This is a genomic window from Azospirillum picis, from assembly GCF_017876115.1.
GTDB lineage: Bacteria > Pseudomonadota > Alphaproteobacteria > Azospirillales > Azospirillaceae > Azospirillum > Azospirillum picis.
This window is the reverse complement of the sequence record NZ_JAGINO010000009.1, coordinates 39,268-52,930: the sequence shown is the minus strand read 5'-3', so window position 1 is coordinate 52,930 and position 13,663 is coordinate 39,268. Positions and strand designations below refer to the sequence as shown.

Annotated in this window: 13 protein-coding genes and 2 tRNA genes; 11 read left to right on the top strand and 4 right to left on the bottom strand. The window is 69.6% G+C overall.

The window, feature by feature from the left end; all coding sequences use genetic code 11:
• The first annotated feature begins 91 nt into the window (after positions 1-91).
• A complete protein-coding gene (locus J2850_RS14080; RefSeq protein WP_246513068.1) occupies positions 92-658 on the top strand; it encodes a hypothetical protein in 567 nt (188 codons plus the stop codon).
• 181 nt (positions 659-839) lie between these two features.
• Here the strand turns inward: J2850_RS14080 and J2850_RS14075 are convergent, their stop codons facing one another.
• Positions 840-1,328 (bottom strand): Hsp20 family protein, encoded by a 489-nt coding sequence (locus J2850_RS14075; RefSeq protein WP_209982642.1) that lies wholly within the window; start codon positions 1,326-1,328, stop codon positions 840-842.
• Positions 1,329-1,600: 272 nt separating this feature from the next.
• On the opposite strand from J2850_RS14075, the gene J2850_RS14070 reads away from it, so the two are divergent.
• Positions 1,601-2,029 (top strand): DUF1465 family protein, encoded by a 429-nt coding sequence (locus J2850_RS14070; protein WP_209982640.1) that lies wholly within the window; start codon positions 1,601-1,603, stop codon positions 2,027-2,029.
• Between the two features lie 123 nt (positions 2,030-2,152).
• Here J2850_RS14070 and rpmE read toward each other — a convergent pair whose 3' ends face one another.
• Positions 2,153-2,377, bottom strand: coding sequence for a 50S ribosomal protein L31 (rpmE, locus tag J2850_RS14065; RefSeq protein ID WP_209982638.1), 225 nt, complete (start codon positions 2,375-2,377; stop codon positions 2,153-2,155).
• 283 nt (positions 2,378-2,660) lie between these two features.
• On the opposite strand from rpmE, the gene J2850_RS14060 reads away from it, so the two are divergent.
• The 8 genes from J2850_RS14060 to J2850_RS14025 all read left to right on the top strand — a co-directional run bounded on the left by J2850_RS14060 (position 2,661) and on the right by J2850_RS14025 (position 10,558).
• The gene (locus J2850_RS14060) at positions 2,661-4,460 is read left to right on the top strand and encodes an ABC transporter transmembrane domain-containing protein (protein WP_209982916.1); all 1,800 of its coding nucleotides are present in this window, start codon (positions 2,661-2,663) and stop codon (positions 4,458-4,460) included.
• Between the two features lie 104 nt (positions 4,461-4,564).
• Positions 4,565-5,698 carry an ABC transporter permease gene (locus J2850_RS14055; protein WP_209982636.1) on the top strand — a complete coding sequence of 378 codons (1,134 nt, stop codon included), beginning with the start codon at positions 4,565-4,567 and terminating at the stop codon, positions 5,696-5,698.
• Positions 5,699-5,775: 77 nt separating this feature from the next.
• Positions 5,776-6,810 carry a penicillin-insensitive murein endopeptidase gene (mepA, locus tag J2850_RS14050; RefSeq protein ID WP_246513067.1) on the top strand — a complete coding sequence of 345 codons (1,035 nt, stop codon included), beginning with the start codon at positions 5,776-5,778 and terminating at the stop codon, positions 6,808-6,810.
• Positions 6,811-7,004: 194 nt separating this feature from the next.
• Positions 7,005-7,943, top strand: coding sequence for a class I SAM-dependent methyltransferase (locus J2850_RS14045; protein ID WP_209982634.1), 939 nt, complete (start codon positions 7,005-7,007; stop codon positions 7,941-7,943).
• Between the two features lie 105 nt (positions 7,944-8,048).
• A tRNA-Leu gene (locus J2850_RS14040) sits at positions 8,049-8,135 on the top strand.
• Between the two features lie 4 nt (positions 8,136-8,139).
• A tRNA-Ala gene (locus tag J2850_RS14035) sits at positions 8,140-8,215 on the top strand.
• 196 nt (positions 8,216-8,411) lie between these two features.
• Entirely contained in the window at positions 8,412-8,876 is a 465-nt protein-coding gene (locus J2850_RS14030) for a hypothetical protein (protein WP_246513066.1), read from the top strand.
• Positions 8,877-9,379: 503 nt separating this feature from the next.
• A complete protein-coding gene (locus J2850_RS14025; protein WP_209982632.1) occupies positions 9,380-10,558 on the top strand; it encodes a glutathionylspermidine synthase family protein in 1,179 nt (392 codons plus the stop codon).
• Between the two features lie 111 nt (positions 10,559-10,669).
• Here the strand turns inward: J2850_RS14025 and J2850_RS14020 are convergent, their stop codons facing one another.
• Both J2850_RS14020 and phaR read right to left on the bottom strand, forming a co-directional pair.
• A complete protein-coding gene (locus J2850_RS14020; RefSeq protein ID WP_209982630.1) occupies positions 10,670-10,888 on the bottom strand; it encodes a hypothetical protein in 219 nt (72 codons plus the stop codon).
• Positions 10,889-11,096: 208 nt separating this feature from the next.
• Entirely contained in the window at positions 11,097-11,756 is a 660-nt protein-coding gene (gene phaR / locus J2850_RS14015) for a polyhydroxyalkanoate synthesis repressor PhaR (protein WP_209982627.1), read from the bottom strand.
• A 538-nt stretch (positions 11,757-12,294) separates the two neighbouring features.
• On the opposite strand from phaR, the gene J2850_RS14010 reads away from it, so the two are divergent.
• Positions 12,295-13,608, top strand: a complete 1,314-nt coding sequence (locus J2850_RS14010; RefSeq protein WP_246513065.1) for an alpha/beta fold hydrolase — start codon at positions 12,295-12,297, stop codon at positions 13,606-13,608.
• Positions 13,609-13,663 lie beyond the last annotated feature (55 nt).

Below are 13,663 nucleotides of genomic sequence, written 5' to 3'. Positions count from 1 at the left end.
CGCCATGCCCGGAAAGGTCGGGCCGAACAAGGCGCCGTCAATGGGAGGAATCCATATGATGCTGAGTCGATACGGGATCATCGGAGGCGCGATGGCCGCGCTGTCCGCCATCGCCCTGCCGGTCGCGGCCTCCGCCGCCGACCCGGCGCTGGAGGCCGCGGTCCGCAAGGCGGTCGGCCAGGAAGCCCAGCCCTGGCTTTCGGATTCGGCCGTATTGGGCGCGGTCAAGGCCCAGAACGCCAGGAACGCCGGCATCACCCAGGGCAGGATCGATGAAATGGACGCGCAGTGGAAGGCGGCGGTCAAGGGCGGCGGCGCCAACCCGGCCTATGACGCCATCGCCTCCAGCGAGCTGTCGAGGAGGCTGAAGGAGGTGGTGGCCGGCAGCGGCGGGCGGATCGCCGAGATCCTGGTGATGGACGACCGCGGCCTCAACGTCGCCCAGACCGACGGCACCTCCGACTACTGGCAGGGCGACGAGCCGAAATGGCAGAAGGTCTTCACCGGCGGGGCGGATGTCTACATGGCCGAGCCCGAGAAGGACGACAAGTCCGGCGCGATGCTGGCCGAAACCAGCGTCCCGCTGGTCGATCCGGCCGGCAAGCAGACGATCGGCGTGGCGATGATCGTGCTCGACACGGGCAAGCTCGCCCGCTGAGCCGGCAAGCGGGCAGGCAAGGAAACCTGCCGGCAGGAGAAACCGGCCAAGCGAAACCGGCCAAGCAAAGAGATCGGCCAAGCAAAGAGATCGGAACGAAAAGAAAAGCGGCGCCCCGGCCTGTCCGGGGCGCCGTTGCCATATCGGCCGTCCGTCAGCCCGCGAGGGCCCGGACGGGTGGTCAGGCCGCCTGCTGGGTCAGCGCCGGGGCCGGGGCGGGAGCCCCCACCTCGACCTGGTCACGCCGGTCGGCGGTGGTGATCGCGATGGAGCGGGGCTTCATCGCTTCGGGTACCTCGCGCGCCAACTCGATGTACAGAAGGCCATTCTGAAGTGACGCCCCCGTCACTTTGATGAAGTCGGCAAGCTGGAAGCGGCGCTCGAACGCGCGGCCGGCGATACCCCGGTAGAGGAATTGGCCGCTCGGCTCGTCCTTCTTAGCTTTACCAGTGACGGTGAGGGAGTTCTGGTGGGCGGTGATCGCGAGGTCATCGAGACCGAACCCGGCAACGGCCATGGTGATCCGGTACGAGTCCTCGTTCATCTTCTCGATGTTGTAGGGCGGGTAGGACGCCGCCTCCTCGCCGGTCGTCGCAGTCTCCAGCAGACGCGACAGGCGGTCGAAACCGACGGTGGACCGGAACAGGGGCGAGAGGTCGTAGCTGCGCATGACATATCCTCCGAAAGAGCGATACGGCCGTCGAGGACCACGTCTTGGTCGGTCCTCTGGGGCGGGGTTGAATGGCGGACCCCTGATGGGCATCCGCCGGACGAGCGAGAGATAGGGGACGCGTTTTCCTGTTCAAGGGGGTCGCAACGGCCGTCCGGGGATCATGTGAAAAATCCCCCGGGGTTGCCCGGTAGCCTGCGGTCACCAATTGTTAATCAGTTGCGGCAAGGCTCACGCTAGGGCCGCGCAGCCGCGGGAGGGGTCCGACGACCATGACTTCGCAAAGCTTCTTCTTCAACGGTCCCTACGATGAAACCATGGCTCTCTTGATCGAGGCCAGGAATTACATCGCGTACCAGGATGCGTCGGAACACCGGAAGCTCCCGCCGCAGGCTCGTCTGCAGGTTTCCTATGAATCCATGCGCGTGACCAGCCGCCTGACCCAGGTGATGGCGTGGCTGCTGGCGCAGAAGGCGGTCCATGCCGGGGAGATGACGAAGGAGCAGGCCGCGAGTGAGGACTTCTCCCTGTCCGGCGGCGAGATCTGTTCCGATCCCAGCGGCCCGGAAAACGAGGAGTTGCCGTCCGGCCTGCGCAGCCTGCTGGAGCGCAGCCACAGCCTTTACATGCGTGTCCACCGGCTCGACGCCATGGTCCGCGCCGATGTCGAGCGCGCGGCGGCCGAGATGGCGGTCGGCTGACCGCCGTGACCATGCTGCCGCCGGGTCCCGCACCGCGGGATCGGCGGGCATCCAGACGCGAAAAGGGCGCCCGATCCGGTCGGGCGCCCTTTTCGTGTGGCGGTCGAGAAGCGCGAGAGCCGCTTACTTCTTGAGGCCGAAGTTCGCGAAGCGCTTGTTGAACTTGGCGATCTGCCCACCGGTGTCCAGCAGCTTCTGCACGCCGGTCCAGGCCGGGTGCGACTTCGGGTCGATGTCGAGGCGCAGCGTGTCGCCCGGCTTGCCCATGGTGGAGCGGGTCGTGAACGAGCTGCCGTCGGTCATGACCACGGTGATCTCGTGATATTCGGGATGGATGTCAGTCTTCATGGCCGGGGTTCCTGCAAAGCGAGCGGCGTCTATACCAAAACACCCTCGCCGGCGCAACCCCTGAAACGGTCGCGTTTCAGCGTCCAACGGCGGGCTTTTCCCCCATTTCGCCGGCCTTTGCCAGCCGGGTGCCGGCTCGCGCCCGCCAGCCCGCGCCGTGCCGCCCCCTGTCCTTCGGCCGGCGCCTTGTTGCCGCCTCCCGCCCGCGCTATATGCCAGCCAACCCCAGCGATACCCCCAACAGCCAAGTGGGAACAGCGTGGCACGCCAACCCTCCCCCGACATGCTCGCCGCCGACGCCCGCGGCGACGCCGGCCGCCGCCGCGATCTCGGCCCGCTCCGCCGGCTCGTCCCGTTCCTGATGCCCTACAAGTGGCGGATCCTGGGGGCGATGGTGGCGCTGACCGTGGCCGCGGGGACCGTGCTCGGGCTGGGGCAGGGGATGCGCGTGCTGGTCGACCAGGGCTTCGCCGGCGGCGACACCACGCTCCTCGACCGCGCGCTGCTGGTGCTGCTCGGGGTGATCGCGCTGATGGCTGCCGCCACCTACAGCCGCTTCTATCTGGTGAGCTGGATCGGCGAGCGGGTGGTGGCCGACATCCGGCGCGCCGTCTACGACCATGTGCTCACCCTGTCGCCCGGCTTCTTCGAGACGACCAAGACCGGCGAGATCCTGTCGCGCCTCACCACCGACACCACGTTGCTTCAGGTGGTCGTGGGGTCGTCGGCGTCGATCGCGCTGCGCAATGCGCTGCTGTTCCTCGGCGGCGCCGGCATGCTGCTGGTCACCTCGCCCAAGATGACCGGGCTGGTAGCGCTGGTGGTGCCGCTGGTGGTGGCGCCCATCGTCTTCTTCGGCCGGCGGGTGCGCAGGCTGTCGCGCGACAGCCAGGACCGGGTGGCCGACATCGGCTCCTTCGTCGAGGAAACGCTGGCCGCCATCCGCACCGTCCAGGCATTCACCCATGAGGCGATCGACCGCACCCTGTTCGGCCGCCGGGTGGAGGACGCCTTCGACGTCGCCATCCGCAGGGTGCGGGTGCGGGCGCTGATGACGGTGATCGTCATCGTCCTGGTGTTCGGTGCCGTCGGCATCATCCTGTGGATCGGCGGGCACGACGTGGTGGCCGGCCGGCTGTCGCCGGGCGAGCTGTCGGCCTTCGTGATCTATTCGGTCGTGGTCGCCGGGTCGGTCGGCGCCATCAGCGAGGTGATCGGCGACCTCCAGCGGGCCGCCGGCGCCACCGAGCGGCTGTTCGACCTGCTGTCCGTCCAGCCGGAGATCCGCGCCCCGGCCGTGCCGGTGCCGTTGCCGACCCCGCCGGCGGGCGCGCTGTCCTTCGACCGGGTGCGCTTCCACTACCCGTCGCGCCCGGACTGGGCGGCGCTGGAGGAGTTCTCGCTCGACATCCGGCCGGGCGAGCGCGTGGCCCTGGTCGGCCCGTCGGGTGCCGGCAAGTCGACGGTGTTCCAGCTCCTGCTGCGCTACTACGACCCGCAGGCCGGCTCGGTGCGTCTCGACGGCGTCGAGCTGCGCGAGGCCGATCCGCGGGACGTGCGCCGCCGCCTCGGCCTCGTGGCGCAGGACCCGGTCGTGTTCTCCGCCAATGCCTGGGAAAACATCCGCTACGGCCGCCCGGAGGCGACCGACGCCGAGGTGCGCACGGCCGCCGAGGCCGCCCACGCCCTGGACTTCCTGGACGCGCTGCCGGAGGGGCTGGACACCTTCCTGGGCGAGAAGGGCGTGCGCCTGTCCGGCGGCCAGCGCCAGCGCCTGGCCATTGCCCGCGCCATCCTGCGCGACCCGCCGGTGCTGCTGCTGGACGAGGCGACCAGCGCGTTGGACGCCGAGAGCGAACGCATGGTGCAGGATGCGCTGGACCGGCTGATGCACGGCCGCACCACCCTGATCGTCGCCCATCGGCTGGCCACCGTGCTGAACGCTGACCGCATCGTGGTGATGGACCATGGCCGGGTCGTGGAGAGCGGAACCCACGGCGAGCTGGTGGCGAAGGGCGGGCTCTACGCGCGGCTGGCCGCCCTGCAGTTCGACCGGGCGGACGCGGCGGTGCAGGGGGCCTAGCCCCGCACCACACGCTCGCCTCGCCCCGCGCCCGAACGCCTCATCGCCCCACGGCCGCGGCCGCGCTACCCTCGCGACCCTTCCCAAGCCGACGAGGTGCTGCGATGGCGTGGTTCTCCGCAGGCCGCCTGATGGCGGTGATGGTCAAGGAATTCATCCAGATGCGCCGCGACCGGCTGACCTTCGCCATGATGGTGGGGGTGCCGATCGTCCAGCTTGTGCTGTTCGGCTTCGCCATCAACTCCGACCCCAAGAGCCTGCCGACGGCCGTGCTGTCCGCCGATTCCAGCCCGTTCGCCCGCACGCTGGTCGCGGCGATGGGGAATTCCGGCTATTTCGCCGTCGTCCGCCATGCCGTCTCGGAGGCCGAGATCGACCGCCTGCTGGCGGAAGGCGAGGTGCAGTTCGCCGTCACCATCCCGGCTGGCTTTTCCCGCGACCTGCAGCGCGGCAGCCGCCCGGTGCTGCTGGTGGAGGCCGACGCCACCGATCCCGCGGCGACCAGCAACGCGCTGTCGGCGCTGACCACCATCGCGCGGCAGGCTTTGAACGCCGACCTGACCGGGCCGCTTTCGGCCCTGCGCGCCGGGCCGGAGCCGGTCGAACTGCGCGTCCACCGCCGCTACAACCCGGAAGGCATCACCCAGTACAACGTCGTGCCCGGCCTGATAGGGGTCGTGCTGACCATGACCATGGTGATGATGACCTCGCTGGCCGTCACCCGCGAGCGCGAGCGCGGCACCATGGAGACGCTGCTGGCCATGCCGGTCCGCCCCTTCGAGGTGATGCTGGGCAAGATCGTGCCGTTCATCCTCGTCGGCTATGTCCAGGTGCTGCTGATCGTCGTCGCGGCGCGGCTGCTGTTCGACGTGCCGGTCGTCGGCAGCCTCGGCCTGCTGTCGGCGGTGCTGATCCTGTTCATCGCGGCCAATCTCGCCGTCGGCTTCACCTTCTCCACCCTGGCGCGCAACCAGCTCCAGGCGATCCAGATGTCCTTCTTCTTCTTTTTGCCGTCGATGCTGCTGTCGGGCTTCATGTTCCCCTTCCGCGGCATGCCCGGCTGGGCGCAGGCGGTGGGGGAGCTGCTTCCCCTGACGCACTTCCTGCGCATCGTCCGCGGCGTCCTGCTGAAGGGCAACGGAGTGGCCGAGATCGCGGCGGAGGTGCTGGCGCTCGCGCTGTTCCTGGCCGTGGTGACGGTGGTTGCACTGAAGCGGTATCGCCGTACGCTCGATTGAGCGGCGGCGGTGCCCTCCATCATTCCTTAACCGGGGTCCGCTATAGCCGAATCGGCGAGGATGCCGCGGATGGGGGAATGGCCATGGGGCATCGGGTTTCGGAACGGATTGCGCAGCGGCTGTCGGGGCAATCATCTAAGCGGTCGTCGTTGCGGCGGGCCTGCCGGCGGATCGCGGCGGGCGGGCTTGCGGTCCTGCTGGCGGCGGGCACCCTCTGGGCGGGGGGCGCCGATGCCCAGCCGCGCCGGAAGAAGCCGCAGCCGGTGCCGGCCTACGCCACCAGCGTCGCCTGGGCCGGGGTGACCGGACCCTCGCTGGGGGCGGCGCAGTCGATCGGCGGCTATGCCGCCGGTTGCATCGCCGGCGCCCGCGCCCTGCCGCCGGAGGGCGTCGGCTATCAGGTGATCCGCCTGTCGCGCCAGCGCAACTACGGCCATCCCGTCCTGATCGACATGCTCCGCGATTTCGGCCGCCATGTCGCCGCCGCCGGGCTGGGGACGGTGCTGGTCGGCGACATGGGACAGGCGCGCGGCGGGCCGATGCCGTCGGGCCACGCCAGCCATCAGGTCGGCCTCGACGCCGACATCTGGCTGCGGCTCGACCTGCCGCCGATGGGGCGGGCCGGCCGCGAGCGGGTGGAAGAGGTCAAATACGTCGATTACGACCGGATGCGCGTCACCGCCGACTGGTCGGACCGCCAGGCGCGGCTGGTCCAGATCGCCGCCAGCGACCCACGGGTCGCCCGCATCTTCGTCAGCCCCGCCATCAAGCTGGCGATGTGTGGCCGGAACTGGCCCGACCGCGGCTTCCTCAACAAGCTGCGGCCCTGGCATGGCCATGACGGCCACATGCACGTCCGCCTGTCCTGCCCCCCCGGCAGCCCGATGTGCGAGGCGCAGGCGGCGCAGCCGGAGGGCGACGGCTGCGGCGAGGAGCTGATGTCCTGGCTGGACAGCGCGTCCCCGGCCATCGAGCATCCGCCCGGCTACAAGCCCGAGCCGCGGGTGGTCCGCAAGATGCCCGCCGCCTGCCGGCCGGTGCTGAATGCGGCCGGAACCCGCATGGCGGCGTTGCCCGAACTCGGCGCGACGCCGGTCAAGGCGATACCCTGAGACGGGTCCCGAGAGGGGCGGGCGCGGCGGCGGGACCGGAGACTTTTTCGCTTGCATGCATTTAGCGCCGATTTAACCTGAAAGAGGAACGGTTCTTGTGCCGATTGCGCGGCGCAGGCGCGGGACAACCCCGCCGCATGCGCCGGGGCGCTGTTCGGTCGACGGGGTGACGGCCAGAAGGGGTGGCGGCGGCGATGGCGGACAAGGACGGTCAGTCCGGACACGGACCGAGCCTGAAGACGCGGCTCTATGCGTGGTGGGAGGGGTATGACCTCTCCGGCGTCAAATCCAGGAAGGAGGGCGAGGCCCCTCCGTCCTCGGAGCAGGCGGCCCCGGCTCCGGGCCCCGGGATGAACCGCTGGGGCAAGCCGCTCTGGAGCGCAACCCGGATCGAGGTGGCGGAGAAGATGTGGGGCGAGGGCTTCAACACGCCCGGCGGCGCCGACCACATTCCCTATCTGGTCAAGCCGCTGGGGCTGAACCCGGCGATGAGCGTGCTGGATCTCGCCGCCGGGCTGGGCGGCACCAGCCGCACCATGGCCGGCAAGTACGGATGCTGGGTCACCGGGCTGGAGGCGTCGGAGCTTCTGGCCAAGGAAGGGATGGTCCGCTCCTTCAAGCACGGGCTGGAGAAGAAGGCGCCGGTCGAGTCCTTCGACCCCGAGAACTTCAGCTATCCCAAGCGGGTCGACGCCATCGTCTACAAGGAGGGCATGTTCGCCGTCCGCGACAAGGAGCAGATGTTCGACGGGATCGAACTGGCGCTGAAGCCGCGGGGCCACCTGCTGATCACCGACTACATCGCCGAGGACGCGGTGACGGCGGCGAAGGCGGTGCAGACCTGGTGCGACAAGGAGCCGCTCGCCCCCAACCTGTGGCCCAAGGACCGGATGGCGAACGCCTTCGCTCAGCGCAACCTCGACCTGCGCATCGCCGAAGACATCACCGACACCCACCGCGGCCTGATCCTGTCGGCCATCCAGGGGCTGGTGGACCATCTGGAGAAATACCAGCTCGATACGCCGACCAAGCTGGCGGTGATGGAGGAGGTCGAGCTGTGGGCGCGCCGGGTCGCGGCCATCGACGCCGGGATGCGGGTGTTCCGGTTCTACGCAATCAAGCCCGCGGAGTAGGGACGGGCGCCCGAAAAAACTTTTGCGCGGACGCATTTTTTCTCTTGAGCACGGCGGCCGCTCTGGGTACATAGAGCGCCCCGCGTGACCCCAAGACACGCGGACGCGCTTGTGGCGGAACTGGTAGACGCGCTAGGTTCAGGTCCTAGTGGCTGAAAGGCCGTGGGGGTTCGACTCCCTCCAAGCGCACCAATGTGGGGCCATAGCTCAGCTGGGAGAGCGCTACAATGGCATTGTAGAGGTCAGGAGTTCGATCCTCCTTGGCTCCACCATTTCTTCCCGCCGGCCCATTCCGGCGGATGCGGGTCTTGCAGATTACTGCGGACCGATCCCCTGTGGCTTCCGCGCATCAGTTGCGCGCAGACAGGGCGTTACCCCCTTAGCGTACATGGCCGAACGGGTGCCGCGCACGGATAATCGCGTCTGTCGATCCCGCACGCCATTCCGATTATTTCCGGAGCGCCCGCCATGTCCACAAGGATGGAATTCGGGTTGAGGACGCTCGTCCTCGCCCTCTACGAGGAAGCCGCAATAACGGCGGCGGCCAAGGGCCTGACCGGCAGCCTTGGCGCCCTGGCCGTGCTGCGCGAAACCGCGAGCCTCGCGTCGGCGCGAGCCCGCCGCCCGGTGACGGAAGAAGAGGTGCTGGGCGCGGTGCTGCACGCCCGCCGCGCCCAGGGCCGGATCCGCACCGCCGCCGGTGCGGATCCCCGCCTTGCCGCCTTGCCGGTCGCGCCCGTCCTGTCCGGGAGCGTCGTGGTCCCGTCTCCGGCGGGTTCGCCCCTGGCTGCCATCGTCCTCGACGCCCCTGCGGACGCCGCCATGGCGGCTCCCCTGCTGTCGGCGTCCGAGCCGGCGAAGCCGCGTCGTGGGCGGCTGGCCCTGTGGGCATTGCGCTCCCTTGGTCCGGCGCCGACGGCGGCGCTGATCTGATCTGATCTGATCTGATCTGGTCTGATCTGATCCGGGCCGGCGGAGTGCCGGCCCCATGGGGCACATCTGACGACTTCATCCTGGTGCACCAACCTACAGGCCCATCGGCGTCTCCTCCCGCCGGTGGGCCTGCTTGTTTGCGGGCCTCGGCCGGGTGGATGGGGGAGCGTTATTGCGGATGCGCACTGGCGCAGCGGCGCGTGGCAGGCTAAAAGTCGCCGCTGTCTTGCGTCGGGCCGACCGCGTCGCAAGCATACCGTCTCCAGCGCCCGGTTTCCGGGTCGGGGCCCGTCGCCGGGCCGCCCGGCGGGTCCGTCCATTCCGGAGTATGAGCGTTGAGCCGCCCGCCCCGCCGCCTGTCCCCGCCCACCCATCCGCCGGCGCCCCGGAGCCGGGCATCGGCCCGGACCAAATTTCGCACCGAAACCCGGTTCCAGACCCGGCCTCCGGTCCGGAACCGGGAAACGGCGAACTGATCCGGACAGGGGCGACAGGGAAGAGCCATGCGCAGGACGACGATGAAACCGCGGGCGGATTGGCGCCCGGGCCTCCGCAGGTACCCCTACGGCGTGCGCGCCATGCCGGCCGGCACCGGCTGGCGGGAGGATGCCGTCTATGAATTCACTGCCTCGCAGATCGACCTGATCGAAAGCGTCGCCGACGAACTGCACAGCATGATCGGCGTTGCCGTCCGCCATGTGGTCGAGCACAAGCTGTTCGCGACTCTCGGCATCCGCGGCGACCTGGCGCGGCTGCTGGAGGCGTCCTGGATCGATTACTGGGCCGGCGGCCGGCGCAATGACCGGGCCGGCGGGCTGGCTGGGCGGCTGACGCTCGCCTATGACGGGCGCGACAGCGTCAAGCTGCTCGGCTGCAACTACGACACCACCGAAGGGCTGTTCGCCGCCTCGATCATCCAGCGCAACTGGCTTGAGGCGATGGCGAAGGACGCCAACCAGTTCAACGGCCTGCACGAGGCGCTGGTCGAGCGCTGGGAGGAGCTGGCGGCCGGCCTGCCGGGGCGCGCCCGCATCCATGCGACCTGCGCCACCCCCGACCCGCCGCGCGAGGGCGAGCTGGTCTATCTGGCCGCCACCGCCGCCGAGGCCGGGATCGACAGCCGGCTCCTGCCGCTGCAGAGCATCGCCTGGGACGGCCGCCGCTTCCTCGACGACGAGGCCCAGCCGATCGGCTGGCTGGCGAAGCTCTATCCATGGGACGGGCTGGCCGACGGGACCTTCCTGCAGCGGATGCGCAGCAGCGGGATGAGCGTGCTGGCGCCCTTCTGGTGCTGGCTGTGGTCGAACCACGGGCTGCTGGCGGTGCTGTCGCACCTTTACCCGCGCCACCCGAACCTCTGCCGGGCGGCACTGGACCCCAGCGGGGTCGCCGGCGCGGATTCGGTAACGGTGCGGGCGCTGCACGGGCTGGACGGCGCGCCGACCCGGATCGTCGAGCAGGGCGAGGTTGTTGCCGACGACGGGCCGGACATCGGAGGCGACGTCGCGGCGCAGGGCGCCGTCTGGCTGGAAACCCCGCCCGGCTTCCGGGAGGAGGAGACGCGCGCCGTCCTCCACGCCTGGATCATCGGGGACAAATGCCTGGGCATGGGGGTGCGGGAATCGACCGATCCGCGCCTCGGCCCGGATTCGTCGATGGTCCCGCACCTGTTCCGGGGATAGTCCCCCTCGCCGGGGGGCGCCTCCAAGGCCGAAGCCCGGGAAAGCGCGCGCCTCGCGGTCAGCCCCGCGGCCATATGGTTCCGGCCCGGCCGGTGGGCCGGCTGCGGGCGATCAGGGTGCGAAGGGGTTGCGCAGGGCCGGGCCGAAGGTCGCCTTGCGGGCTGCCCGCCAGATGGTTTCCGCCGCTGCGTCGTTGCCGCGGTCGGCGATCGCCATGCCGGCGACGGCCGGCTGGCGGTCGAGCCAGTCGCGCAACGTGTCCTCGAAGCGGACAACCTCCTGCGGGTCGTCGCTGGCCAGGGTGATCGACACGGTCAGTTCGGTGGTCATGGTCGGTTCCTTCCGGTTGGTCCGGCGGCAAGGCCGGATTGGCGCGGTCTCCCGCGGTTTCAGCGGGTCGCGGCGCGGTGGACGAGAAGGTGCCCCCTATGCACGCGGCCAGCGTGCGCTTCACCCCTCGCCGGCGCAATGAAAAAGGCGGGGTATGACCCCGCCTTCCGTGCCGTCCGTTTGCCGGGAACTTTTCCGACCTGCCGCGTTACTTGGCCTCGGTCTTGGTGCCGGGCCGGGCGATGCTGGCGATCTGCTTTTGCAGTTCGTCGATCTGTTTCTGCAGCTCGTCGAAGGATGCGCCCGCCTGGGCGGCCGGGCCGCCGGCCCCGGGCTGTCCGCCACCGGCTGTCCCGGCGACGCCGGCCGGGCCCTTGCCCGCGGCCTCGTCCGGGGCGCCGGCGGTGCCGAAGGGCGTGAACATGCGCATGGCCCGCTCGAACATCGCCATGTTCTGCTTGCTGACCTCGTCCAGCCTGCCGAAGGGGAACATCCCGCCCAGCGTGTTCTGGAAATAGTCGCGCATCTGCTCCTGGTTGCGGGAAAATGCCTGCATCGAATATTCCAGGTAGCGCGGCACGACCGACTGCATGTTGTCGCCGTAGAACCCGATGAGCTGGCGCAGGAAGCTGATGGGCAGCAGGTTCTGGCCCTTGTTCTCTTCCTCCACGATGATCTGGGTCAGGACCGAGCGGGTGATGTCCTCGCCGGTCTTGGCGTCATAGACCACGAAATCGAGCCCGTCCTTCACCATCTGACAGAGATGGTCCAGCGTGACATAGCTGCTGGTGGCGGTGTTGTAGAGCCGTCGGTTGGCGTACTTCTTGATCGTGATCGGAGCGGACTTCTGGTCTTCCTTGTCGGCCATCGCGGACTCTTTCAAGAAGGAACGTGTTCAAGACACGGGACGGGCGGCGGAAATTATTCCGCCCTTATGATTACTCGAATGAATAGCAATTTGTCCAGCGTTGCGCCGCGGCATGCGGCCGCAGCATCGGCGTGCTTCCCGGCTCGGACGGGTGCCGACGCCTACCCGGTTCCTACCCGGACGGGGAGGTGCGGGACCATGCCGCGCTGGTCAATGGGGGGAGGTCCCGCCTATACTCCCGCCATGGCCGATACGCCCGAAACCGATCCGCCGTCCTATGAGGCATTGGCGCGCCGTTACCTGGACCTGTGGCAGGACCAGTGGACGGCCGGGGCCGCCGATCCGGAGACGGCGGACATGCTGGCCCGCCTGTTCCAGATGATGGGGCAGGGGATGTCGGTCCTGTCGCCGTTCGCGCCGGGAGCCGGCGCTCCCTGGTTCGGGGGTTCGGGGTTCGGCGGTTTCGGCTTCGGCGGCCCCGCGGCGGGCGGGCCGCCCCCTTCCCACACAGTCACTCCCCAGCAGGGACAGCCTTCCGATGAGCGAGCGTCTGGCGGACAAGAGGCGGGCGGACGGCACGCCGATGCGCCTCGGGCCGCGGCCGCTGGGGCTGCATCTGGCGGCGGCGCTTGGCAGCCTGCTCAGCTCCTCGACCGGATTGCCGCTCTTGAGGAACGGCTTGCTGCCCTGGAGTCCGGCGCTGCGGGACCGGGCGGCGACGTTGAGGGGCGAGTTGCTGCAAGCGGAAAGGCTCCCCGGCGGCGCCGACCGCCTCGGCCGTGAGGTCGATCGCGAAATCAGGCGGCGCATCGATGCCGTCCTGACCGGGATCGATCGCTACCGGCGCCATCCCTACCGGCGCGACCTGCCGGATCCACCCGTCCTCTGGCGGGAGGGCGGTTCGCGCCTTCTCGATTACGGTGCGGAGGACGGGGCGGCGGGCGGCGGGCGGCGGGCCGTCCTGTTCGTTCCCTCGCTGGTCAACCGCCACTACATCCTGGACCTGTCGCGGGACAAGAGCCTGATGCGCTGGCTGGCCGGGCGCGGCTTGCGGCCGCTGCTGCTCGACTGGGGAACGCCGGGTCCGCTGGAGCGCCGCTTCACCCTGACCGACTATATCGCCGGCCGGCTGGACCGGGCGCTGGACGCCGCGCTCCGGGCGGCGGATGGGCCAAAGGGCGGGCCAAAGGGCGGGCCAAAGGGCGGGACGGTTCCGGTGGTCGGCTACTGCATGGGGGGCCTGTTGGCGCTGGGGCTGGCGCTTCGCCGGCCGCGCGACGTCGCCGGCCTGGCGCTGATGGCGACCCCCTGGGACTTCCATGCGGAGGATGCGGCGACCGCGCGGCGCGTCGCCGCCTTCATGCAGCCGTGGGGACCGGCGCTGGAGCGCTGGGGCGAACTGCCGACCGACGCGCTGCAGGCATTGTTCGCCCAGCTCGACCCGCTGCTGGCACTGAAGAAGTTCAGCCAGTTCGCGCGCATGGATCCGGCGTCGCGGGCGGCAACGGCCTTCGTGGCGCTGGAGGACTGGCTGAACGACGGCGTGCCCCTGGTGTCGGGGGTGGCGCGCGACGCGCTGGGCGGCTGGTACGGCCGCAACGACACCGTGGCCGGTAACTGGCTGGTCGCCGGGCTGCCGGTCGACCCCCGTGCCGTCCGCGTACCGACCCTGGCGCTGATCCCGGAGCGCGACCGCATCGTCCCGCCGGGCTCGGCGCTGGCACTCGCCGCCGCCGTGCCAGGAGCGCGCGCATTGCGCCCGCCGCTGGGCCATATCGGAATGGTTGTCAGTGCCGGAGCACAATCGGCGGTATGGGAACCTTTGGCCGATTGGCTTGCTGCGACAGGTTAGGCCAGCGACCTTCGGCCATCTTGCGCCCTTTGGTCTGCACGTCTTAAGGTAAGAA